Here is a 25,492-nt window from a genome sequence, read left to right as displayed (position 1 = left end):
ACCCTCCTGTCTATATCACTACGCCTTTTTTCAGAATTAGGTTTGCATACAGAGCTTTTTCGCTGGTCATGATTACTACCGAAGAGTGTTCCTTTGTCTTTTCATAAAATTTCCACTTATCTATCTCTTCAAAGCATTCTGCCCCCCGCTTATCGTATCTTTCCACAATCTCTTTGTATTTCTCCCAGATTGGGGTTTTAACATCATCTCCGGGGACTATTCCCATGAGAGTTACCGGATGCTCCACATAGGTATCCAGGGGAAATATCTGTAAAATAGCATCTAATATCTCCGGCACCCCATGGCCATCCATACGAATTACCTTTTTTCCGTAGGTATGTCCCGGAAAATTCCCATCTCCAATTGTAAGCTCGTCTGTATGTCCCATTTCACATAATACTTTCAATAATTCCGGGCTAATAATTGCTGGTATTCCTTTTAGCATAACGTTTAATCTCCTTTCTTTTCCTTAAGTTGAATTATATAAAATACTACTCCAAATAATTAGTGTCTAATCAGACATGGCGCTCTTATGCATGTCGTGTTATCGACCATATTCTATTTTCTAAGTGGGTTTTATACAAAACTGCCCAAGTTAATGTGATCCCTTTTGATCCTTCTTTTGAGGCCTGTGTTGCAGACTGCCCTGTTACAGACTGCTCCGTTCCCTGCTTTTCCAAACTTGTTTCTTTAGCAGGACTATTATTCTTTGAACATCCAGCGATTAACGAACTGGCTAACATGGCAGAAAAAACCAAACCCAATATTTTCTTTTTCATTGTAAAACCCCCTCCATTTATTTGTTAAATAAATGATATCCTAAAGTAACTTGTATCTCAATTTTAATAATTATATATTTTACTAATCTTTTATACATCAATTGCACAACTATAATTAGGGCTAATAAAAACGGCAATGGTTTTATCCATTGCCGCTTCAATTGCATGTATCCGATCAGCTACTTCAAATCCTTCTCACCCGAATGACATTCCATGATGCCTTGCCTAGAATGCTTATCAAGTTATCCCCATTCATTTGAGATCTTTTTGTACTCACCGGCCTTACCATCTCTTCCCCGGCCGTATTGCACATCTTTAAATCTGTGTGTTCAAGCACAATATGTTCCAAAAGCTGATATTCCCCCATACCTCTAATATCGGTAAGAAGTTCAATATCCTGAGAGATGTTTCGGTTTACAGCAAAGATTGTCAATTCTTCCTTTTCTTCATTCATGACTGCCACACATTCAATGTCAGTTACATCTTCATGGGTTTTCGTATCATGCCGCGGCGAACTTAAAATTGGTTTCAAAACAATTCCCCTGCCATATTTTGACGCATGCATAAACGGATAAAAGATCGTCTGCTTCCAGGCTCTCCCACCGCCTCTTTCGGTCATAATCGGCGCAATAACATTCACCAATTGTGCCAGACAAGCGATTTTCACTCTGTCCGCATGTTTAAGCAGGACAATCAGCATCAGGCCTACCAAAAGAGCATCCTCAAAAGTGTAGATATCCTCCAAAAGTGATGGGGCAATCTGCCACGGTTGATTTTTCGTTGTATCTTTATCCGCTTCGTTGGAATGGAACCAGACATTCCATTCATCAAAACTGATATTCATGGTTTTACTGCTTCTCTTTTTTGCTTTTATATAATCACAAGTAGCAGTTACAGAGCGGATAAACCTCTCCATATCATCGGATTTGGCCAGAAAATCCTCCGTATCGCCAGTATCGTTTCCATAGTATTGATGCATGGAAATATATTCAACATGATCATAGGTATACCCCAATATCTTTGCTTCCCATTCCGGAAATGTAGGCATTTCTAAAAAAGAGCTTCCACATGCTACCAATTCAATTGTCGGATCGATAAGTTTCATAGCTTTTGCTGTTTCTTCCGCCACCCGGCCATACTCATCCATCGTCTTATGGCCAATCTGCCATGGCCCGTCCATTTCATTGCCTAAACACCACAGCTTAAACTTATGCGGTTCTTTTACACCATGGGCAATCCTCATATCGCTGTATCTGGTTCCTGACGGATGATTACAGTACTCCAATAGATTACACGCATCAGCAAGTCCCCTTGTGCCCAGGTTCACTGCCATCATCATCTCTGAATTCGCTTTCTTTGTCCATTTAGCGAACTCATTTACACCTATTTCGTTAGTCTCCAGACTTCTCCAGGCCAGATCCAGACGTCTGGACCTTTCTTTCACCGGTCCCACACTGTCTTCCCAAAAAAAGTTAGATACATAGTTTCCTCCTGGATAGCGAACCACCGGAACATTCAACTCCCTTACCATTTCTAAAACATCTTCCCGAAATCCATCCTCATCTGATAATACATGGCCCGGCTGATAAATTCCATCATAAACAGCTCTGCCAAGATGCTCTATAAATGATCCGAAAATCCTCTTATCCACTTCAGAAACCTGATACCCTTTTTCAATCAGCATTTTTGCCTGCTTCATAATTATATAGACCTCCAAAACACAATATTTTTTATCCTTTTACGCCGCCTGCAGTCATTCCTTCTACAAAATATGACTGAAAGCAGACAAATAAAATCAGTACCGGTACGATAGCAAAACAAGAGCCTGCCACCAAAATATCATAATTATTTCCATAGGGCGACATTAAACTCTGCAAGCCTACCGGCAAAGTAATTTTATCAGCCGATCGCATAACAATCATAGGCCAAAGAAAATTATTCCAGCTTTGCATCCCCTGATAGATTCCCATTGCCGCAAAAGAAGGCTTCATCAATGGCAGCATGATTCTGAAAAAAATACCATATTCTGAACAACCATCCACACGTGCGGAATCTACAAAATCCTTGGGAATGCCGGTTAAATACTGCCTGAAAAAGAACACCAGCATAGGAATTACCATGTAAGGAAGAATAATTCCCCACATGCTGTCCATTGCTCCAATCTTTGTAGTCAGCCTGTATAATGGCAGCAGAATCACCTCTGTGGGAATCATCATAACCAGCAGCACTGCCATAAAAAGAAGGTTTTTCCCTTTAAAATTATACATCGCAAACCCATAGCCCACACATGCAGACAGAAAAAGGGCCAGAAACACCTGTACAACCGTGATCACCAGACTGTTTTTATACCAGGTAAAATAAGGATTTGCCGAACTGAACAGATACCGGTAATTATCCAGATTGGCATAAGCCCAATCAATGGAGAAGTTCAAACCATTTCTCATAAGATCTGAACCCGGACGCAGCGAAGAGACTGCCAGCAGCAAAAGAGGCAATAACAAAAGAAATGCTGCAATTGAAAAAATTGTCACTAAAAGAACAGACTGAATCTTTTTCTTCCAACTGTTTTTCATCCTTTATTCCTCCTTTCCAAGTGTGCCATTCATAACCAGCTGGATTATATTGATTCCCATTACAATCACCAGCAATACTACACCGATTGCACTGGCAATCCCTATATTATTCTGCTCGAGGCCCATACGATATAAGTATCCTACAATTGTTGTAGCAACGTTGTTTGGAGTCTTATTTCCATTAAACAAAATATATGATTCTGCAAACATTGCCATTCCGCCGAAGATTGATATGGTCAGAACATAAACTGTAGTCGGCTTTAGTAATGGTAATGTAATATATCTAAAACGCTGAAGAGAGCTTGCACCGTCAATATCGGAAGCTTCAAACAGGTCCTCAGGAATTTGCTGAAGTCCTGATAAATAATACATCATATTAACTCCCGTCCATCTCCATGTACACAATAAAAATAACGTAATCCATACTGTAACTGGATTACGCAGCCAGACAATCGGGTCTTTGCCTAAGAATCCCAGTACCTGGTTCATAAACGAGCCTTCCAACTCACCAAACATCAACCGGAATACTACTCCGGCAACCACAATGGAGGTCAGTGCCGGAACAAACATGATACTGCGAAAAAATGTCTTAAATTTCATCTGTCTGCTATTTAGCAACACAGCCAGGAGCATTGGGATAAAAATCATGATGATACAGGTAACCACCGTATAAAACGCGCTGTTCTTCAGGCATTTGATAAACACCGGATTCAGAAGGGTCTGATAATTTTTCACCCCCACAAAGCTTGTCTTCCCACCTGAGATCTTCTGAAAGCTCATTACCACTGTATTGATCATGGGATACGCAAAGAACATCAAAAAGATCAGGATAAACGGTGATACAAAAACATAGGGTGCTGCTTTTTGCGAATAAATAAAGCGTTTTATAAGACTTTTTTTCTTCATTTTTCTCTTCCTATTCTTTCAACCTTAAATATGTGAGAAGGTGTAACCGAAATTACACCTTTTCACCATGTGCTTTTTATTTATCGTATATCACAGAATCCTGCTCATTTTTCAGCAATTCTGCAGCATCTTTATCTTTTGCAGTCTCAAATGCATTCTGATAAGTTGTGGAAACCAAAACACCATAGCATGCCGAATAGCTTCCTGCTATACTTGGAGCAGTCAAATCAGTACCATTCTTTAACAATATATCAAATGGATTGGTCTTAAAATACTTAATAAACTTATTTTCCGTATCCTGGGTAATTTTAGTATCCTTCCATATCTCTGTCCGGATAGGATCAAATCCCAGTTTTTGCCATTCATATATATTTCCTTCTCTGGAAAGTTTGGCAAATGCCAGAAATTCTTTTGCAAGCTCTTCATTTTTCGTATATTTTATTACTGATGTACCGGTTCCTCCCTGTAATACTTCTCTGGTGTCTCCCTTATTCCACACAGGTATCTCATAGATACCAATCTTTCCATCCAGATCCTTGCAGTAGTCAGTAAATCTGCCCATATACCATAGCGGCATCATTACAGAGGCAACCTTTCCGCCGTTTAAGTGACCAAACCATTCTTCTGAATGATAGCCACCACCCGGAGCAACTTCGCAAATTCCTTCATCCATCATGCTTCTGATAAACTCAATTACCTCTGCATGTTCTTTGGTTGCGAGATTTGGTTTACCTGCTTCATCTACATACTGTACCCCCTTCTCAAGCAGCATCATCTGGGGTAAGAAAAGGTCTGATGTTTCCACCGCGCACATGTACTTTCCGGTTTTTTCAAGAACGGTCTTTCCGGCCTTTACATAATCATCCCAGGTTACAATTGCCGCCGGATCAATTCCTGCTTCCTTCATAATATCCATATTGTAATATGCGACTGATGCGCCAAGATGGAAATCTATGCCATAATAGTTTCCCTTCTGATCTCCGTACATTTCAATACGGGACATAACAACATCATTTTTATAAGGTTCTACAACATCATTAATGGGCAATAAATAATTATCCTTCAAATACGATGCATAAAAACCAATCTCAATATCTGCAATATCCGGTGTGCCTTCACCTGACTGGCATGCTACAAGGAGCTTATTCTGAATAGAACTGGAGTCTCCGGTTGTTACCGTCAAGTTAATTGGTTTGTCAGGATTGGCTTCATTCCACTTGTCCGCCATATCGGTATAGAAGCCTACATGCAAAGCCTGAAACGTCCATAAAGACAAATCCGTTCCATCCCTAACAAATTTATTTTTTCCCACCGTACTTCCATCTGCTGACTGTTCTTTTGTCTGCTCCTGTCCTGCCGCCGAATTTCCCGCCGCCTCCTTCTTTGCCCCGGTTTGCCCACAGCCTGCCGTCACGGAACAAACCATGGCGAAACACAATAGCATACCTGCCATTCTCTTTTTCATTACAAATCCTCCTGTCTACTGTTTGATTTGCGCTACACTACCAGTTCTTTATGTATTTACTTTTAAGTTAATTCAATTATATACTTTATTGTATGTTACGTCAATCTTCCATATGTATATTACTATATTTTCATATATTATTCACATATTACCCCCACACTTATTGTTCAAAGATTCTAGTGAATTAATATTAAAGTTAATTTAATGACCCAGGCACAATGACTCAAATTCAAAAGTAATTAAACTCTTATCATTGTCCTTAATATATACATGACCATAAACTTTTGATATAATCAGTTTATAATAAATGATTGCGTGAACGGAGTTTTGCAATCGCCTATTGAATTAAAAAACAAAGGAGGCCGAGAACATGCAAATATGGGTATCTGAAGAAAACCTTCCATTTTTTGAGGCTTTATCAAGTCCTGTCCGCATTAAAATACTCGAGCATTTAGCTCATGGCGAGGCCAATATCAAAGACCTGGCAAAAGCAGTAGGCGTAACCAGTGCAATGATGACAGCGCACATCAATAAGCTGGAGGCCGCCGGGCTGATTCTTTCCACCCGTACAAAAAAAGCCGGAAAAGTTTGTTCACTGGTTAATCAATGGTATACATTGCGTTTACCCACTGTCCATTATCATCAAATCCAAAATTACGAATTACAGCTGGGTGTAGGTCAATATACAAAAGCAGAAATTAAGCCCACCTGCGGTATTGCTAGCAACGAGAAAATCATTGGAGGGCACGATGACCCCAAGTTCTTTTATGATCCTGAGCGCATTCATGCCCAGTTAGTCTGGTTTCGCGACGGATACGTCGAATATGAAATACCCAATTACGTGCCTGATGGGTGTGAGATAATTGACATAGAAATTTCTGCTGAAATGTGTTCCGAATATCCTCATATTAAAAACGATTGGGAGTCTGATATTAATCTGTATTTAAACGGACACCCTATCTGCACCTGGGTATCTCCCGGTGATTTTGGCGACCGAAGAGGTAAATATACTCCTGGCTGGTGGTTATCTGCTCAATATGGTATCTTAAAACGATTTGAAATCAATAAACAAGGTGTATATCTTGATAAAGAGATAAAATCTTCCCTGACCCTTGATGCATACGACCTTTCAAGGGATCATTGGACCCTCCGCTTTGAAGTTTCTTCCCTAAACAGACGTCCCGGAGGTTTAACAATCTTTGGTGAGAATTTTGGCGATTATGCCAGAGGCATTGTTATAAAAGTAAATTATAAGCGCCCGTTCTTAAATAACAACGACAATAAAAACGATCTATACAACACTTCCTTATAATACGTTTCAAACACTGTCAGAAAACTCCCCCCAACTCCCCTTCCCCTTATTTCGAGGTGATTGCGGGGAAAGGGGGGAGGGTCACTTTGATGTATCCGCTACTGTACGCTTTTTTCCAGCCGAACCACATTCCAACTATGTCTTCCAAACACAGTTGAAAAGTTACCATTTTCCAATCGGGAAGCCTTAGAACTCGTTGGCTTTACTGTGTCAGGAGCTGACTCCGTATTCACTGCTTTCATATCATCATGAGTCAGCACCAGATGATCTTTCACCTGATATCCCTCAAACTGTCGTAAATCACATACAACTTCCACATCTTCCTCCAGATCTTTGTTCACGGCAAAGATTGTAAGTGTCTCAGACTCCTGATCCCAAATACAGACGCTGTCCAGTATGGACACGGTTCCGTAAGTCCGGCTCTCATATACCGGTGCTTTGATCTGAGTAAAAAGAACAGTTCCTTTCCCATAAACGGAAGCATGCATGTAAGGATAGAATATGGTCTGACGCCAGGCACCTGTATCCGATGTCATGATTGGAGCGATTACATTCACCAGCTGCGCCATGCACGCAATCTTTACTCTGTCTGCATGTCTTAAAAGGGTAATCAGCATGCTGCCCACTAAAAGTGCATCTTCAAAGTTATATACATCCTCAAGCTGATGGGGCGCCTTATTCCATGGTTTGATCTGTTTATCCTGTTCGTTGCTGTGATACCAAACATTCCACTCGTCAAATGATAAGTTAATTTCCTTCTTTCCATGTTTTTTCGCTTTCACCGCATCGCAGAGAGATATGACTCCCGATATAAAATCATCCATACCCTTCGAGCAGGCAAGGAAATCTGATGTATCATTGCTGCGGTTTCCGTAATACTGATGCAGCGAAAGATAGTCCACTTCATCGTAGCACTCATTTAGTACCTGATATTCCCATTCACCAAACGTGGGCATCATCATACCGGAGCTGCCGCAAGCCACGGTTTCAATGCTGGGGTCCAGCCATTTCATCAGCCGCGCAGTTTCTGAAGCGACACGGCCGTACTCCATAGCTGTTTTGTGGCCCATCTGCCACTTTCCATCCATTTCATTGCCCAGGCACCATACCTTGATGTCGTGTGGTTTTACATAGCCATGAGCCTTGCGCAAATCACTGTAATAAGTACCGCCCTCAAAATTGCAGTATTCCAGAAGATTCTTCGCATCCGCCGGACCTCTTGTACCGAGGTTGACCGCCATCATGATATCACTTCCGGCCAGCCGGGACCAGTCTACAAATTCATTTAAACCAAACTGGTTTGTTTCGATCACCTGCCAGGCCAGTTCTGTCCTTGCCGGCCGCTGTTCTTTAGGGCCCACGCTGTCCTCCCAGCAAAAACCAGATACAAAATTACCTCCCGGATAGCGCACGATAGGCACATTCAGTTCCTTTACCAATTCCAGGGTATCCTTTCGAAATCCCTGCTCATCAGAATTTACATTTCCCTCCTGATAAATTCCGCCGTAGACGGCCCGTCCCAAATGTTCAATAAAAGAACCGAATATCCTCTGATCAACGCCTCCCGTCAGAAAATACTTATCGATGATGATTCTTGCTTTTTTCATTTTTCTCTTCTCCTATTTTAATTCTTCGATGTTTACTCATACCTTAAAATAATCAAACCAGGCAGAACCACCTTTTTCTTTTGTTGCATAACTAAACAAAGCGAAACGATAGCCCACAAAATGTGTTAATCTGTATGACATGTTCAATTGCCTGCCAATCCCACTCCATCTGCTGCCATCTAAGCTATAGTAGAAATCAGCAGTGTCAGCCATGTCACGAAAGTCAAAGTCAATGCGAAGATATATTACTTTCTGTTTTAAAGGTATGCTTTCTGTAATTACCTCTGGCTTTCCTGTCTTATATTCCATATTATCAGGCTCAAACGGTTCCGGTTCTGCCATTGCCATAATGACTTTTGCTCCATCAACCTCCAACTTAACTCCTACATAACCATACTGATCCTGAAAAGCACACAAACCTGCAAAATCACCATTTTTCATATTTGATATATCAAGCAAAGCCCTGCCAGAACAAATGGGGCCAAAGGTTCGTTGTGTCAATGTATTAGGGGCATCGGATATGTTGCGGCAAAGCGTACCATTGGTCAACTTGAGCCAGCCTGGCCTTTCTCTCAGTGACCAGTATCTGTCATCGTGATTGTGATTCCACTGCCACTGGAGAGATAAGGATAATTGATTAAAATCATCCGATTTTACTATATTGAGGCTGGTAAATCTTTCCGTATTTACATGATTTATATTGGGCAGCTTACCACAGGCTTCAAATACAGGCCACCCCTCTTCCCAGATGAACGGGACAAGAACCGGAATCCTGCCCACCGAACCATGATCCTGAAACATCAGGGAATACCATTCTCCTGTCCCGGTATTAAAAATACCTCCCTGTGCAACACCTTTATTGTGAAATCCCATATCATGATCGAGGAGCACTTTTCCATCATACTCACCATCAATTCTATCTGAGCGATAACATATTTGAATTCTCCTTCCCGAATACAAAGGGGCGGGAGGCCATGCGATTAAGAAAATATAGTACATTCCATTCCATTTATATATGTGAGAGCCTTCGGCCGGAAGGCCGCCTTCTCTACCCACATCAGCGTTAGGAATCACAACTTTATCCATGCCTTTCGGTTTAACAGCCTTTGCATCTGATGTTAATTCAATGACCCGTATCGTTCCACTCCCATAAACCATATAAACCTTACCATCTTCATCAAAAAGCAGGGACATATCATGGTAAATGCCCTCAAGCGTGTACCTGTCCCATTGATTGCTTTCAATATCTTTTGTCTGAAATATATATGTTTTATTCGCATTGTATGCTGTGAATGCAACATAAAAAGTATGATTAGCGTACCTTAAACAGCTCGCCCATGATCCTCTGCCGTAATCATGCTTTCCATTTTTCAAAGCCATTTCATCGCTGGTTTCCAGAATATCATAAACATAACTAACAATATCCCAATGAACCAGATCCTTAGATCTCATAATTGGACAGCCTGGCGTAAAGTGCATGGTAGTGCTGGTCATATAATACGTATCATCAACCCGGATCACATCCGGATCCGGGATATCAGTCCACCAGATATGCATTCCCCTTTTATGTCCTATGGTTTCACCATATTTCTGCATACCCCGCTCCTTTTACTCTCATTATTCTAAGATGAATGAACTTAAGCTGATTCCGCCCTCGCCTTTAAATTCGAAGAACAAAGCCTGAACTCCGTCCGGAATCATGATTTCAGCAGAATTTACAACCCAGACGTTTGAATACCCTACCGGAATTTTCCCGAAGGTTTCACCATCCCACGCAGTTTTTACTTCAAAGCACCCGTTTCCATACCCTCTCGTTTTAAGAGAAATCCTTGTGATACCCTTACACTCAAAATACTTAAATCCGGCTATCGTAGAATCCTGCATATTGGCGATATATCCTATCTCTTCATCGCCATCCCGACCATCCTGTGTAATTCTGGGATATTTCCCGTCAATCCAACCAGCGTGATGAAGCAGATGGTCATTTTTCATTGTTTTAGAAAACAAATTACAGGCAATGTATGCAAAGTACTCTCCCTTTCCAACCAGAGGGGCGCCATTTAATCCGCACGAGGTCATTTCAACTTGTTCCATTGAGCCGTCCTCCTTAATCTGAACCGGTTCGGCACAGCCCTGACGGCTGAAATTTGTTCCGTTTGTATGTCTATGATAAAAAATATACCACTGACCAAATACTTCTGCCATGCCGCCATGATTGTTTCCGGGAACATACGTGTGCATCCCAGCCGGCTTCCCATTTGTAATATTCTCATCACAATTGCTTACAATTACGCCTCCATAAGAAAAATCCTTTGTCGGACTCTTACTGGCTGCATAGCATAATTCATGCATCCGACTCGAAGAATAAACGAAATAATATGTATTTCCATGTTTTCTGATGGATGGTCCTTCAAAGAACTCATGTCCTTCAAACCCAGTTCCGCTGCCATAGCAATTTCCGGGCACTATGATTACCGGCTCCTCAATGATTGTCAACATATCCGCCGCAAGCACTGTCGCCATAGCACCTTTGCGTGACTTGTCTCCAGGGCCGCAAAAACCTGTATACAAATAGACTTTATCACTCTCCAATAAAACTGCAGGGTCAAATTGCGGCTGATCATTGGCTCTTTCCCCCAGCCGTGTTCCCTTCATATCACGCACATAACCGTAAAAGCTGTATTTTCCTGCAGGGGTTTCACTGACCGCCACAGAAACAACCGGAACTTTATCCAAAACATAATACAGATAATATCTGCCATCCGGTCCTCTGACTACATCCGGTGCATACAGACACATGCTGCCGTCTGCATTGAAAGGATCGTTCGTCTTTTCATAGATAACACCTTCATACTTCCAATCGCACAAATCATCTACCGGCGCAGAATAACAAACATAGTCATTTAAGCAATATGCGAATCCATTGAAACGGTCATGTGATCCGTACACATATACACGCTCCTCAAACACATGTGGTTCGCCGTCGGGAATGTATTCCCATGACGGCAGATAGGGATTAAACACCTGTTTTTTCATTTCAATTCCCCCTCCTTTTCCTTATTACCCCTTAACTCCACCTAACACGATGCCTTTCACAAAATACTTTTGCAGGAAAGGGTATACCATAACAATGGGTAAGGAGCCTAAAAATATTTGTGCAGACCGCAGGGTTCTGTCTGATATCGTGGCCATTTGCTGGATTTCTTCTCTTGTCATCATACTGAATGAGCGCTGAACCGCAATGGTTTGTATGTATGTCTGTAATGGATAATTATCCGGATTGTTCATGAGAATCAGGCCATCAAACCAGCTATTCCAGTTTGCTACAAGTGAAAACAGCAAGAGTGTTGCAAGAGCAGGTTTTGATAAGGGTACATATATTGTCCAAAGAGTGCGCCAATGTCCGGCTCCATCAATAAATGCCGCCTCCGCAAGTTCTCTTGGAACTTCACGGAAAAAATTGAGCAATAGGATAACACTGAAAACAGGTACGGCGCCAGGAAGGATCAATGCCCAAATACTATCCAAAAGGCCGAATTGTCTTATTACCATGTACCAAGGAATCAATCCGGCATTAAATATCATAGTAATAAAAAAGAACCATGCATAAACTGTTCTGAACCGAAAGCTTGCCTTTGGCTGAGACAACGGATACGCTGCCGTAATTGTAAGTAAAATACTTAAACCCCCGCCCATAATAATTCGTGTAACTGAGACTTTCATTGAGCGCCAAAATGCAGGACGCTTTGCAACAAATGAGTATGAACTTGTGGTAAAATCCTTAGGCCATAATGATACGTCTCCGGCGGAGGCCGCTGCACTGGAACTGAACGAAACAGCAGCAACATGAACAAGCGGTATCACGCAGATCAAAGCAAGCATGATAAGGATAATAGTATTTAATACCGGAAACCACTTAAACTTCTTATTCTTTTTCATAAACGATTCCTTTCCTAAAACAACTGATAGTCTGCAAACTTAATAGCAAACCAGTATGAAACCGAAATTAAAGTCAGTGAAATAACTGATTTAAATAGACCTACCGCTGTAGCAACTCCAAATTGTGCCTCCAACATACCAATCCGGTAAACAAATGTATCAATAATATCTCCGCTTGCATATACCGGCGGACTATACATATTGAAAACCTGGTCAAATCCTGCATTCAATACATTTCCAAGGCTTAACACCATTAATAGAACTATAACCATTCGCATACCCGGAAGGGTGATATGCCAAATTTGCTTCCAACGATTTGCCCCGTCAACCTGTGCTGCTTCATATAGGCTTAAATCAATACCCGTTATTGCTGCCAAATATACAATCGTTCCATATCCAAATGACTTCCATGTCTCAGTTACTATCAAAGTAAATGGAAACCATTTATTATCACCCAAAAAGAATATGGGCTGACCACCGAAAGCTTTTATCACATGATTAATCAGACCGTCCCCAGGAGCAAGTATGTCTATAAATATACCGCCTAAGACTACCCATGATAAGAAGTGGGGCAAGTAAATTGCCGTCTGAATGCCCCGTTTCAATGTATTACTTTTTACCTCATTAATCAGAATCGCAACTATAATCGGAATCAAAAGTCCGAAAATAATCTTCATAACGGCAATAAAGAGAGTATTCCAAAGTACGCTCATGAAATTTGGTAATCGGAACAGATATATAAAGTTGTCAAATCCAATCCATTTCTGGTCACCAAACAGCCCTTTGGCAGGCACAAACTTCTGGAACGCAATAATAATTCCTCCCATCGGTAAATAGCTGAAACAAATGAGCAATATTACACTGGGTAAAATCATTAGATGCAATGGCAGTTCCCGCATTCGTCCACGTTTCATAAATATCATCCTCACTTCCTGTTTAAAAAAAACGAGAGGAAAAGTTTTTTGTTAAACCTCTCCTCCCTTAACTTATTTTTTATTTTTTAACGGACTGATACCATTCGTTAACTTCCTTTGTCATCTGAGCCCCACCAAGAGCATTCCAGTTTTCAACGAACTTATCAAACTCATCTATGGAAACATCACCCATGATAATCCGGGCAAACATCTCCAGTTCCATGGTACGCAAAGAGGATTGTTTATCTACCATAGTCGGCGTAGGTGCACCTACAAACTCCTCTCTCATCACCTGTCCATTTTCAATATATCCATTCAGCGCATTAAAGACTCCTGTAGGCCCATATATTTTCTCCCAGCCCCACTGAGTGGTATCACCACCATAATAAGCTTCCAGATTTTTCTGAATTACAGCCGGTTCACCTTTCAGGATACTCATATCTCCCAGCTTGCGTGCTTTTTGAATCTCATTAAATGCCTCAAGATTCTTATTGGTCGGAGCCGGTGCAACCGGTGAGAACTTCCATACACCTGCTGCTTCATTTTCAACCGGCATATAATAGTAATCAAATTCATTGTTCTCACCCCAGTTTTTCTCAAGGTGCAGATTAATCAATTTAACTACGGCTTCTGGGTTCGCATAATCTTTGCGAACAGCATAATACCATTGAGTACGGAACTTTTGCGGAACTTTAGGTAATGTATCATCAATTGATACGATCGGATAGCCAACCCAGTCCGCTTCCGGGTCATTTTGATAGCTGCTGATAAGCGGATACATCGGATTCCACTGCTCACCAAAATCAATACCTATTTTTCCCGCCGCTATCATCTCTGCAACCTTGGCGCCGTCTTTGATTCCAAATTCCGGATCAATTTCTCCGGCCGCATACATATCTGCCAAAGCCTGTAATGCATCCTTTGTTTCCGGAAGCACGCTTCCCCAGGCTAAAGTTCCTTCATCCGTTTTCACCCACATATTCGGATAAGAATGATATCCTGCAAAAAAACCCTCTGTACCCATGGCACCGCTGTACAAATTTTTTGTAATAGCCATTGCATAGGTATCATCTTTGCCATTCCCATCAGGGTCAAGGGTTGTGAACGCTTTTGCAATTTTCAATAAATCCTGCATCGTCTTGGGAGGTTCCAGATTAAGCTTATCCAGCCAATCCTGACGAAGCCATAGATATTGTGTACTTTCCACTGATGCATCTGCATAAGGCACAGCCATTAAACGGCCATTAAACGTAGCAGACTCCAGGATTCCAGGACCTTCTGAATTATAAACTTCCCTTGTCAGTTCGCTGGCATACTTGTCATAATACTCTGTCATGTCTACGATCATATCTGATTCTGCCAATTGCTTCAACTGTGTCCGGTTTACAATCAGTACATCTGGTAAGTCTCCGGATGCAATAGTAACATTTAACTTCTGTGTATAAGCGTCATCATTGAGACCACCTCTTACAGTCCAGGCATAGCTGATGTCAATACCTAAGTCCTTTGAATACAAATCCAACCATCTGTTGCTATCAATTGTTTCCCCTGGAGTTTTCGGCAGTATGTTATCATTCAGATCATTATCTACCGTACGGGCAAACGTCATTTTAATAGATGGATCATATTTTCCAAACGGATCCCCTTCTTCTGCCGAAACGGAGCTGTTTGCTTCAACAGCAGAGCCTGTTTCCTTTGATCCGCTTATAGAAGATGATGAAACCTCCGAACGGTTGCCTCCGCAGGCAGTAAGCAGTAACCCCCCAATCAATACAGCAGATATACCTGTGCTAATAATACGTTTTCTCATATAGCCCTCCTTGTTTTATACTTTATAACCAACTCCTTTCCTTATTATAGACATTTGTTTGGACATTTTCCATGACCATTTTTTGATTTACTTAACACCTATTTACCATAATAAACGAATGCCTTTACATATTTTTACATCTATAACATATCTTTAGTTTTTAAGCCTTTTCGTTGTAATACATGAATCCCGGTATTCCTGAGGTGAGATTCCCTCTGCTTTTTTAAAAAAACGTGTAAAAGAGGCTGCTGTGTCGTATCCAACCTTCTTTGCAATTTCATATATCTTTTCATAAGGATTTTCAAGTAATTCTTTTGCTTTTTTTATTCGTGAATTTTCAATAAAAGTTGAAAGCTTATGTCCGGTCGTCTGATGATAAAGCCGTGAAAGATAGGATGGATTTAAATAAGTCTTTTCAGACAAACTGGTCAGCGATAAATCTTCAGACAAATGATTTTCAATATGCCGTCGCACAAAATTAATAGTATCATTAGTCCTTTTGCTCTGCTCCTCTTTTTGTACGCTAAAAATCATATGAGATAATTCAAAAAGATGCTCCGCCGCCTCCTTCCAGGTAGCATAATTTTCGCTGCTATACAGCCAGTTTAAATTAATGGAATCTGAAAACCGATCCGCCAGCTGGAAACGATTTACACAGGAAAGGAAGAATGTTATGATCGTCTGATATGCCTCTAAGGCGATCACATTATTTTTGTCCTGTATTTCACCAAGCGGTTCGAGCCATCTTCGCAGAGAATCATAGTAATCCTGTTCTTCTCCGGTTTCTATGGAATGATACAGATTACTTAAGTCTTTGCGGAACAACAATCCCTGCAATAAGGTGGTGGCAGTATTGGAATCGGCCTCAAAAGACGGAGTAAATGTCTGTCTCTGTTTACGAAACTCCCTTTCATCAATGATTGTTTCCATGTCATGACCAACCTGGTAATTGAGCAAATCAATGAGAGCTACATATTTCTCTGCAACTTCCTCCCATTTACATGGCTTTTCAGCCAAAGCAAAACTTACAGGAGCATTCAGCCTTTCCCGGCAGGCTGACTGAACCATTTCCAAAGTCCCTTTTAAAAATATGCTCATACTGTCATGGGGCTGATCCGGATATGATTGTATTTTTGAGGGCTGAGCAAAAACAGCTATTTTTTCATCCTTAAGCGGAACTACCAGGCTGTTGATATGCATGGCAAAGTATCTGACTATCAGCTGCTTTATGGAATACATAATCTGGTTTTTCTCCCAGAAGTCTATGGTTTTAGGTAAAATCAATATTTCGCCTAAAATCAGCATCACAGGCTCATCTGCATTTAGATGGATAAAGAGCCTCTCAAATTCCTTCCCATTAATTTTTAAAGAATTATCATTATTAAGCAATGCATTAAAATACTTCTGGCAAAATAAATCCTGAGCAAGATTTATCTGGTCCTTGGCATTTTGTATCAATTCATTTGTCTGGTTTTCATCTTTTAACTCCTGGATCACACGTTCCACTGTTTTTATGATCTTGCCATATCCCTCAGTCTTCAATATGTATTTTACATTGCTATATTGTATTGCCTTATAAGCATAGTTAAATTCACTATGCCCTGTAAGGAAAATCACGCGGCACCATGGCCATCGTTTTTTGATTTCATCCAGCAGCTGAAGGCCATCTATTTCTGGCATATTAATATCTGTTAAAGCGATATCAATTCTTGTACGTCCCAGCCACTGTATCGCTTCTTCGCCAGAATATGCTTTATATACATCCAGTTCCAGATTTTCAAGACTGGAAAGGATGTCATATAACCCATTAACAATAATCTCCTCATCATCTGCAATTAAAAGTCGATACATTTTACTCCCTCCTAGGCCCTAAAACCAGTTCAACCATAAGTCCTCCCAACAGACTTCGATCAAGCAACACACCGCTGACTTCATCGTACTGCAATTGTAAACGTCTGTTAATGTTAAGCAATGCCGTTACTTCTGCGTCATCAGGTTGTGATATCAACATTTTTTGCAGCTCTGAAAGTTTTTCATCTGTCAAAGTGGTTCCATTATCTTCAACAATAATATGAAGTCTGTCAATATGATTTTCAAAAGAGATGGAAATGATCCGGTCTTTCATCCGCTTTTCCACCGCATGTTCAAATGCATTCTCGATCAAGGGCTGTAAAATGAGCCGGGGAACGGGATATTGTTCATATTCCTTAGGGCAGGAGCCGAATATAATATCAAGATTCTTTGTAAAACGCATGGATAAAATGCTGGTATAAGTGCGTGCATGCTCAACTTCTTCACAAAGAGGGATTATGTCTGCTGCATTCCTGGTAAGATAGCGGTAGTATTCCCCTAAATGATTGGTAAACTCTAACAGGTTTTCGTCCCCCATCTGAGCCATCGTATTGATAATGAAAAAGCTGTTATATAGAAAATGCGGTTTGATTTGTGCCTGAAGCTGCTTTAGTTCAGCTCGCTGAGTCAATATTTTCTGCTTATAGGCCTGATCAATTAACATATTTAAGCTATCGACCATTTTGTTGAATCTGGTATACAAATAAGCAAATTCTTTAGATCCAACATCATTTGTGTCCAAACTTATCTGCAGGTTCCCTTTTTCTACCTGCCGGAAAACCTCTACCAACTTTTTAATAGGTTTATTTATAAAGCGGTTCATGGATAATGTAAAAATTATAATTACGGTTATTGATACCATGATGAATACCCATATCCAGTTAGTAAAATTTTTCATCGGTGTAAATACCAGATTTTCAGGTAAATACCTGAGCAGCAGCATATTTAGATACTTAGACTTTGTGTACACGGAATAGCAGCGATATCCCTCTATATTACTAAGATTAGTGCCACTTTTATCGACTACATTAAAATCGCCCAAAATCGCATGAGATTGTACGGGTTTCCCTGTACTTGCCATGGCGATTTCATTGGAGTTTGTGAGATCTATCAAAAACGATCCGCTGTTAGGATAAATGTTAAACTGCTCTAAATCTTCTTTAAAAACATCTTGATTCAGCTCTATCTCTATCACATAGTTACTGATCCGACCTGTTTTGTCAGAAGGATCAACGGTTGTAAGATATAAACCATCTTCATATCTGACGATTTGGGCCCCCGCCAGCCCGGCTGCGGACCGTGTGCGTTCATATACCCTTTCGTCTAAATCATCTACTCCCCTGGAAGACGAAATTGTTTTATTAATTGAAAATATATGTGCGCTGACATTTATAACATAGCTGCTGCTATACTCAATAGTAATAAGTCGTGCCTGAAGCTGTCTCATATTGCTGACAATTTCATAATCACTCATAATACTATACTGGACTGCGAGACGGTTCAGATGCTCATCATTTAAACAAGTGTATTGCAATATTTTAAGCCGTTCAATTTCTTTTTCCAGCTGGCTTAAATAAAATTCAATCTGAGCAGTTGATGATTTTGACAGCTCTTCACGTACCGTGTTGGCTCCCCAATTGCGGATATAAATTCCAAGTATAAAAATTGGAGCTATAACGATTAAAAAGATAGTTATTATTTTCTTGAAAAGACTGATATTCAGCTTATGAACTAATGAATGCATATTTCCCCTCCCTGGTATGGCATTTTTCGTTGCCTTTGAAAGATCTCTATAATTCATGCTTAGTTTAAGCATATCAGGTAAGGTTCTTTTTAACAATCACATATTCTTCTTTTTTACCTGTGTTCCACAGCCAATCTATTAAGGAAATAATACGAATTAATTCACATCTTTGGCATACAATTGTTATAACAACATATAGGGGCAAAATTATGGATCGAATAATAAAAGATAGAAGTATTCTAAAAAATATAATAATTATCATAATTTTCAGCCTATTATCTATTTCCATCGTTAAAAGTATATATAGAATCTATGTAGTCTCTTCCGTACAACCTGCTGATGGAATTTTAGTTCCGATTATAATGTATCATCAAGTAAAAAACAGTGGTTTTGGCAATGATGTCATTAGTCCCAATGAATTTGAAAGTGATTTAAAGTATTTAAAAGAAAATCATTACAATACTATAACAATGACACAATTAATAGAATATGTTCATGATAAAAAGGAATTACCCCCGAATCCAGTCATTCTTTCTTTTGATGACGGGTATCTTAGTACCTATTTAAATGTTTATCCTCTGGTAAAAGAATATAATATGAAAATAGTTTTATCTGTAATTGGAAAAAGCGTCGATGATTTTTCAAAAGTATGCGATGAAAATATTGAATATTCTCATGTAACATGGGATGAAATAAAAGAAATGCAGCAATCTGGACTTGTTGAAATACAAAGCCATTCCTACAACTTACATAAAATTTCTAAAGGACGCTATGGATGCTGCCAATTAGATAATGAATCATTAGAGAACTATGAAGAATTTTTATCAAATGATTTAAATAAGCTGCAGGAAGAAATTTTGTCTGTTACAGGCAGTAGTCCAAATACGTTTACCTATCCATATGGCAGATATAACGATAAAATAGAAACTATCATTAAAAAACTAGGTTTTAAAGCGACTCTGACTTGTAAATTTGGGGTAAATGTGATAGATAATGATCCCGATACTTTATACAGTCTAAAGAGAATACGTCGAGCCCATAATCAGAGCATTCAAAAAATGTTAAAAGAAGGAATGGAAACTGTGAAAAGTAATAAGTAAATTTACAGTGATCAGAAGGCCAACTATTACGATAATTTTAAAATTGTGAGTGCCCCCGAATGATTGGCCATTTAAATGACTAAACCCCGTACAGCCATCGTTATCAGAGCATTTTGCTTCCTATAATGGTTGTACAGGGCCAGGCACCTGATATATAATAATATATTACTAATAAATATTTTGATTTTCTCTGAACTGCCTCCACACATTCTCAAAGAAGTTATCATCTTCAGGAATCGTTCTTACCTTTCTCCATTCAAATTGAACCTTACCATTTCTATAAGAAGCTTCCTGTATCAAACCTGCACTGCTGCCGTCATCAAGGCAGAATGTAAATTCTTCCAGCAGCCTCGGATCTGGCTTTTGTCCGCTAAGATCCGTGTAAAGAGCGCTGCCTCTGCTTCTTCCTTGATGATCAACATAATCTTTCATAGCAGAGAGATACACAAACTGGCTGATAAGCATATCTCTCAGCCGAAAGGCGCGCCAGAGTTCCTTCCCGCCTTCCACCCAGGCGAAATCACCTAAATGCGAAAGCTCCTCCTGAACCTCCTTTATGGCCAGTTCAATCTTTTCGGGATTCCGTATGGCCGCTCCGAACCGGCTCATGCGGACGGCTGCCCGGTTCCAAAGCTCTCTCACTGCGATTCGCCCATCTTTTTTACCCGTAACCTGCGATACCATCTTTTCCGCATCATATACCGCTTTTCCGGCAATTTCTTCAAAACTTTCACCCGTATTATCAGGCTCTCCCTGTCTCCTGGCTGCTATGTACTGCGCAGCTCTTGCTGAGCCGACCTGGCCGGAATTCAAAGCGCTTCCGCCCGGGCGGTAGACACCATGGCTACCGCAGACCTCGCCGGCCGCAAAAAGTCCCTCCACATCCGTATGCCACCATGCATCAGCTGCTAAACCTCCATTATTGTGCTGAGCACACACTGCAATCTCAAGAGGCTCTGTCCTTAAATCTACTCCTCTTCCAAGATAAAATTCCACCGCCGGCATATTCATATGGCTTAATCTCTCGATCGGTGTCCCATAACATGCGCCTGCCCTGTTTAAATATTCAAAGGCCTCCTGATCCAGATTTTCAAAATTCACCGGTTCCCTGCCGGGATTCTCGCGAAAATCAAGAAATATCCGTCTGCCTCTGCTTCTTTCCATATATACCAGAATATCAATGATCGAACTTCCTCCGGAAAGCTTTCTTACGTCAAAAGGCCATTGATATCCTTTAAGAAAAATACTGCTGAGCATAGAATCCCTGTTTTCAAAGAAATCCATTAAAAACTCACGCTCATCATTTCCATTTTCATCCGTAGAAAAGAAACGGGGAAGCACCTGCATATAGGTTCCCGATACGTTCCACCGCGGATGAATGGACGCTATCCCATACTGCCATTCTGTCAGATTTTTCCCTTTCGCCCCCGCCTCAAATGCCAGACCGCTGGATCCATAATGTCCGGCCGGATACACGCTGTCCGCATACATCCCGGCCGGCCCGCCAGTGGCAAACACAATATTTTTACAGGAAAAAAGTACAAAACGTCTTTCTTCATCATCCGGACAGCTCAAATTCAGACAAAGCAGTCCATACACCCTTTCTCCATCGGAAAGAATCTTAATTACCTGCATCCTGTCAAAAATCTTAATATTCTTTTCCCTGACTGCCTGTTCCAGGCACTCTGTCATCTGTTTTGAAGTGTATGGGCCTACACTTGTAGCACGGCACCTGGGATCATGGTCCGTCTTGTAACCAACGAATTCCCCCCACTTGTTCTGGGGGAAGTTCACGCCGAGGTTAACAAGCTTTAGAAAACATCTGGCAGATAATGCCGCTTCACACAAGGCAATGTCGCCGTCCATACACTGGCCGCTGAACAGCGTCTCTGCCATATCTCCCACGCTGTCAGGATCGTTCCCGCAAAGCGTCAGCTTATAATAGGTCTGTTTATCAGAACCGGTGTTGCGGGAGGTTCCCGCTCCCACATGATCGGTCACAATCGCAATATCTTTCTGGCCTAAAGCCCACAGCTGATCTGCCGCATTAAATCCGGCTGCTCCGGTTCCCACGACAACCGTGTTCATCTGATACAACTGTACTTTATTAAACATCTGTAGTTTCATCTGGTCCGCCTTTCTTTACAGAATTAATGGGACTGCTGCCGATTTCACATTCTGCAGCAGCCCCATTCACATGGTTTTATCAGGCTTATTATAACCTCTGGATATGAAAGCCTCCATCTACATCAATATAATTTCCGGTTGTATAGAGGAATTTATCACTGCAAAAAACGCTGACCGCATTGGCCACGTCCTCCGGCATCCCCCACCTGGTAATCGGGAATGCGCCCCGCTCAATAAGTGTGTCATACTTTCCCTGCACCGTACTGGTCATATCCGTAGCAATCACTCCCGGGCGGATCTCATGGACAAAAATGCTTTCTCCTGCAAGACGGTCCGCATAAAGGGTTGTCAGCATAGATATGCCTGCTTTAGAAACACAGTACTCTCCGCGGTTTGTACTGGATACAACGGCAGAGCAGGATGAAATATTGATGATGGTTCCCCGCTTTTTCCCTTCTACGGGCTGTTTCAGCATCTGGTTTGCAACTGCCTGTGTCAGAAACATATTTCCTTTTGTATTGATACCCACAACACGGTCAAAGCTTTCTTCTGACATCTCCAGCAAATCCGCCCTTACATTTGGCGCAACACCTGCATTATTGATAAGTACGTGGACAGCACCGTATTTCTCCACCGTTTTTCTGACAAGATTCTCTCTGTCTTTGGAATCTCCAATATTTCCCTGGACATAAGTATATTCAATCCCGGCAGCTTTAAGCATGTTCATATTTTCCTGATTTTTATCTTCGGCAGAAGTAGCCATGATGACCACATTGTAGCCGTCAAGGCCCAACTGATAAGCAATGGCAAATCCAATGCCGCGGCTTCCTCCTGTTACAATCGCTGTTTTTTTCACTTTCTCTTTCACCTTTCATCTGTTCACCCATGCTTTTTGGGCATAAAGGTATACCCGTATACCCGCAGGGTGTTTCTCTTAAATCGTGTCTCTAAGGATGTAAAAGGACCTTAATACTGCCCGATTTCCTATCAAGGCAAGTTTCAAGAGCTTTCTGAATATCATCAAGAGGAAAATGATGGGTGATCAGAAGTTCAAGGTCTAATTCTCTGGCAACTTTAAGTGCAATCGGGAAATCCCAGCAGTATCCCTGAGCACCCTGGATTTTAATTTCATGGGTGACAAATCTGCTTGCAGGAATATTGATCTGCGGATTCTCAAAGATTCCAATAACAGTGGCCAGGCCATTTTTTTTTAACGTCATCATCGCCTGTAAAAATGATGCTTCCAGGCCAACACATTCGAAACTCTTATCAACACCCTTTCCATTTGTAATTCGGCGTATCTCGTCCTCCAGATCTGTTTTTCCCGAATTAACCGTTATGGTGGCGCCAAGCTTTTTCGCTGCTGCAAGCCTTTCATCAGAAAAATCCGCAATAATGACTTCGGCAGCTCCGCTCTTTTTGCATATGGACGCAATCAACATTCCTATCGCGCCTGCTCCAATAACTAGAACTGTCTCTCCAAGGCGGATATCTGCGCGGCGCACCGCATGGGTTGCCACGCTCAAGGGTTCAATCAGGGCACCTGTGTCATAAGTCAGGTATTCAGGAAGCTTATACACATACGGCTCATTGACCAGAATATAGTCAGCCATGGCTCCGTCGCCATTTCTGTATGTAAACGATATATTCTCACAATATCCGTAATCTCCATGACAACAGGCATCGCATGTTCCGCAGACAATACAAGGCTCCACCGTTACCCGGTCTCCTACAGACACATTGGTAACGTCTTCTCCAATCTCAACCACATCTCCTGAAAATTCATGTCCAATGGTCATCGGAAGGGGGGCGGAAGGGTGTTTCCCTTTAAAAATGTGGATATCACTGCCGCAAATGGCACTTGATTTAATTTTAATCAGAACCTGACCCTTTTTCGGAGACTGAATATCCCTTTTCCCGATGATTGCTTTCATGGGCTCAATTACTTTCCCAATTCTGCTGGTTTTTACACTCACTTTTAAGTCCTCCTTCATTGGAAACTTTTCTCACGCATGGAAGCTTCCTCTCTGTACTCCTTATAAAAGCCCGCGTAGATTTCGCTGTCTTTGATGACGCAGCCGGTTCTTCCATGGTCTCTCATAATCTGAGTGCATTTTGAACAGGTGACGCAGCACTGCTTCGGATCCATTTCTCCTTTCAGCAGAATATCCCGGGGGGCATCCGGATATGCAAAGCCGGAACGTCCCAGACCCACAAATTTACAGCTTCCGTCGGCCAGGTTTGCCGCACCTGCATAAGAAAGGAACTGCCTCAGCCATGTATAACCATTTCCCACAACAGGGACATCACCTGCTGCTTTCTGAATCTGCCGTGTGAACTCAAACAGACGGCCCATGCTTTCAAGGGGATGTTCATCCGGAGTGGGGACTCCCATGCTGGATAAGTCGAAAGGCCTTGTTACCTGAGGATAAATATAATAGGGATTTCCCGCAGAATTGCTTAAAAGATCAACGCCCTCTTCCACCAGCATCCGTACAAGAGCCATTGGCTCTATGGGATCAAACTTCCACATGTCTTTCTGATCACAGCCGAAGCCATAGGGATAAGGATGAGCGTCAAATACATTGAAACGGCAGGCTATAATAAAGTCATCGCCCACAGCTTCCCGGACGGCACGGATTGTCTGGCGAAGAAACCGGCTCCTGTTTTCAAAGCTTCCGCCGTATTTTCCCTCTCTTGTGTGGCTGGCAATCAACTCACTCAAAAGATACCGGTGGCAATTTTTGATATCCACACCGTCAAAACCTGCTTCCTTTGCCAAAACCGCACTTTCTACATAATGAGCCGTTAAATTGTCCAGATATTCATCGGTCACGACAGGTGCATCTGCCGCAAGCCCGACTCTCGGATCCAGAACAGGGTCATGCTGGGGAACCATAGGTGCTCCCTTATGGCCTTCCGGTCTGGAATAGCGGCCGGAGTGTGTTAACTGTAAAATATTCAGTGGTTTTTTTCCATTTCGGGCAACTGCCGACTGATTGCAGCGCTCAACAACTGCCTTAAACTGCGGCATATTCTCCTTGGTCAGCATCATCTGGAGCGGATTGGCCCGTCCTTCCACGACAACCGCACAAGCCTCCCACCAAAGTAATCCCGCTCCGCCTTCCGCAAACCTCTTATACCTTCTTTCAACAAGCTCAGAAGGAGAACCATCGGGATTTGAATCACAGCCTTCCATTGGAAGAATTGCAATTGCATTGGGTGCAATCCGTTTTCCTACCTTTACCTCGGCATGAAGCGGAGATAAATCTTCGCTGAATTTTATATTTACACCAAGAGAATTTACTTTTTCTACAACCTCATTTAATGTTTTAAAATTAAACTTTTCATGTGACGCCATTCTT

The 25,492-nt window shown here is 41.5% G+C and carries 20 protein-coding genes; 2 read left to right on the top strand and 18 right to left on the bottom strand.

Going from position 1 to position 25,492, the window contains the following annotated elements; translation table 11 throughout:
- Positions 1-10: 10 nt before the first annotated feature.
- From BMX69_RS03570 to BMX69_RS03545, 6 genes are all read right to left on the bottom strand, one after another.
- Positions 11-445, bottom strand: a complete 435-nt coding sequence (locus BMX69_RS03570; RefSeq protein ID WP_100041578.1) for an RbsD/FucU family protein — start codon at positions 443-445, stop codon at positions 11-13.
- A gap of 85 nt (positions 446-530) precedes the next feature.
- Positions 531-779 (bottom strand): hypothetical protein, encoded by a 249-nt coding sequence (locus BMX69_RS03565; protein WP_100041577.1) that lies wholly within the window; start codon positions 777-779, stop codon positions 531-533.
- Positions 780-963: 184 nt separating this feature from the next.
- Positions 964-2,478, bottom strand: coding sequence for an arabinosylfuranosidase ArfA (gene arfA / locus BMX69_RS03560; protein ID WP_174715198.1), 1,515 nt, complete (start codon positions 2,476-2,478; stop codon positions 964-966).
- Between the two features lie 31 nt (positions 2,479-2,509).
- Positions 2,510-3,352, bottom strand: a complete 843-nt coding sequence (locus BMX69_RS03555) for a carbohydrate ABC transporter permease (protein WP_100041576.1) — start codon at positions 3,350-3,352, stop codon at positions 2,510-2,512.
- 3 nt (positions 3,353-3,355) lie between these two features.
- Positions 3,356-4,258: a carbohydrate ABC transporter permease gene (locus BMX69_RS03550; protein WP_100041575.1), complete on the bottom strand. Its 903-nt coding sequence runs from the start codon at positions 4,256-4,258 to the stop codon at positions 3,356-3,358.
- Positions 4,259-4,334: 76 nt separating this feature from the next.
- A complete protein-coding gene (locus BMX69_RS03545; RefSeq protein ID WP_242941348.1) occupies positions 4,335-5,723 on the bottom strand; it encodes an ABC transporter substrate-binding protein in 1,389 nt (462 codons plus the stop codon).
- Between the two features lie 370 nt (positions 5,724-6,093).
- On the opposite strand from BMX69_RS03545, the gene BMX69_RS03540 reads away from it, so the two are divergent.
- The gene (locus BMX69_RS03540) at positions 6,094-7,035 is read left to right on the top strand and encodes an ArsR/SmtB family transcription factor (RefSeq protein WP_100041574.1); all 942 of its coding nucleotides are present in this window, start codon (positions 6,094-6,096) and stop codon (positions 7,033-7,035) included.
- 98 nt (positions 7,036-7,133) lie between these two features.
- On the opposite strand, the gene arfA (BMX69_RS03535) is transcribed toward BMX69_RS03540, so the two are convergent.
- From arfA (BMX69_RS03535) to BMX69_RS03500, 8 genes are all read right to left on the bottom strand, one after another.
- Positions 7,134-8,642 carry an arabinosylfuranosidase ArfA gene (gene arfA, locus BMX69_RS03535; protein ID WP_054789395.1) on the bottom strand — a complete coding sequence of 503 codons (1,509 nt, stop codon included), beginning with the start codon at positions 8,640-8,642 and terminating at the stop codon, positions 7,134-7,136.
- A 36-nt stretch (positions 8,643-8,678) separates the two neighbouring features.
- Positions 8,679-10,238 (bottom strand): glycoside hydrolase family 43 protein, encoded by a 1,560-nt coding sequence (locus BMX69_RS03530; RefSeq protein ID WP_242941347.1) that lies wholly within the window; start codon positions 10,236-10,238, stop codon positions 8,679-8,681.
- 21 nt (positions 10,239-10,259) lie between these two features.
- Positions 10,260-11,678 (bottom strand): family 43 glycosylhydrolase, encoded by a 1,419-nt coding sequence (locus BMX69_RS03525; protein WP_054789394.1) that lies wholly within the window; start codon positions 11,676-11,678, stop codon positions 10,260-10,262.
- Between the two features lie 24 nt (positions 11,679-11,702).
- On the bottom strand, positions 11,703-12,581 hold the full coding sequence (locus BMX69_RS03520) for a carbohydrate ABC transporter permease (RefSeq protein WP_100041573.1): 879 nt from the start codon (positions 12,579-12,581) through the stop codon (positions 11,703-11,705).
- A gap of 14 nt (positions 12,582-12,595) precedes the next feature.
- Positions 12,596-13,495 (bottom strand): ABC transporter permease, encoded by a 900-nt coding sequence (locus tag BMX69_RS03515; RefSeq protein WP_100043759.1) that lies wholly within the window; start codon positions 13,493-13,495, stop codon positions 12,596-12,598.
- A 79-nt stretch (positions 13,496-13,574) separates the two neighbouring features.
- Positions 13,575-15,305, bottom strand: a complete 1,731-nt coding sequence (locus BMX69_RS03510) for an extracellular solute-binding protein (protein WP_100041572.1) — start codon at positions 15,303-15,305, stop codon at positions 13,575-13,577.
- Between the two features lie 153 nt (positions 15,306-15,458).
- Positions 15,459-17,156, bottom strand: coding sequence for a response regulator transcription factor (locus BMX69_RS03505; RefSeq protein ID WP_100041571.1), 1,698 nt, complete (start codon positions 17,154-17,156; stop codon positions 15,459-15,461).
- Position 17,157: 1 nt separating this feature from the next.
- Entirely contained in the window at positions 17,158-18,900 is a 1,743-nt protein-coding gene (locus BMX69_RS03500; protein WP_100041570.1) for a sensor histidine kinase, read from the bottom strand.
- Positions 18,901-19,109: 209 nt separating this feature from the next.
- Here BMX69_RS03500 and BMX69_RS03495 point away from each other — a divergent pair, with 209 nt between their 5' ends.
- Positions 19,110-20,000 carry a polysaccharide deacetylase family protein gene (locus BMX69_RS03495; protein WP_100041569.1) on the top strand — a complete coding sequence of 297 codons (891 nt, stop codon included), beginning with the start codon at positions 19,110-19,112 and terminating at the stop codon, positions 19,998-20,000.
- Positions 20,001-20,168: 168 nt separating this feature from the next.
- On the opposite strand, the gene BMX69_RS03490 is transcribed toward BMX69_RS03495, so the two are convergent.
- The 4 genes from BMX69_RS03490 to BMX69_RS03475 all read right to left on the bottom strand — a co-directional run bounded on the left by BMX69_RS03490 (position 20,169) and on the right by BMX69_RS03475 (position 25,488).
- Positions 20,169-22,127, bottom strand: coding sequence for an FAD-dependent oxidoreductase (locus tag BMX69_RS03490; RefSeq protein WP_100041568.1), 1,959 nt, complete (start codon positions 22,125-22,127; stop codon positions 20,169-20,171).
- 88 nt (positions 22,128-22,215) lie between these two features.
- Positions 22,216-22,983 (bottom strand): 3-ketoacyl-ACP reductase, encoded by a 768-nt coding sequence (locus tag BMX69_RS03485; RefSeq protein WP_054789619.1) that lies wholly within the window; start codon positions 22,981-22,983, stop codon positions 22,216-22,218.
- 91 nt (positions 22,984-23,074) lie between these two features.
- Positions 23,075-24,103 carry a zinc-dependent alcohol dehydrogenase gene (locus tag BMX69_RS03480; RefSeq protein ID WP_242941346.1) on the bottom strand — a complete coding sequence of 343 codons (1,029 nt, stop codon included), beginning with the start codon at positions 24,101-24,103 and terminating at the stop codon, positions 23,075-23,077.
- Between the two features lie 14 nt (positions 24,104-24,117).
- The gene (locus tag BMX69_RS03475) at positions 24,118-25,488 is read right to left on the bottom strand and encodes an oxidoreductase (RefSeq protein WP_054789388.1); all 1,371 of its coding nucleotides are present in this window, start codon (positions 25,486-25,488) and stop codon (positions 24,118-24,120) included.
- Positions 25,489-25,492: the final 4 nt, after the last annotated feature.

This window comes from Lacrimispora sphenoides JCM 1415 (assembly GCF_900105615.1).
Taxonomy (GTDB): Bacteria; Bacillota; Clostridia; order Lachnospirales; family Lachnospiraceae; genus Lacrimispora; species Lacrimispora sphenoides.
This window is presented reverse-complemented; position numbering and strand designations above follow the sequence as displayed.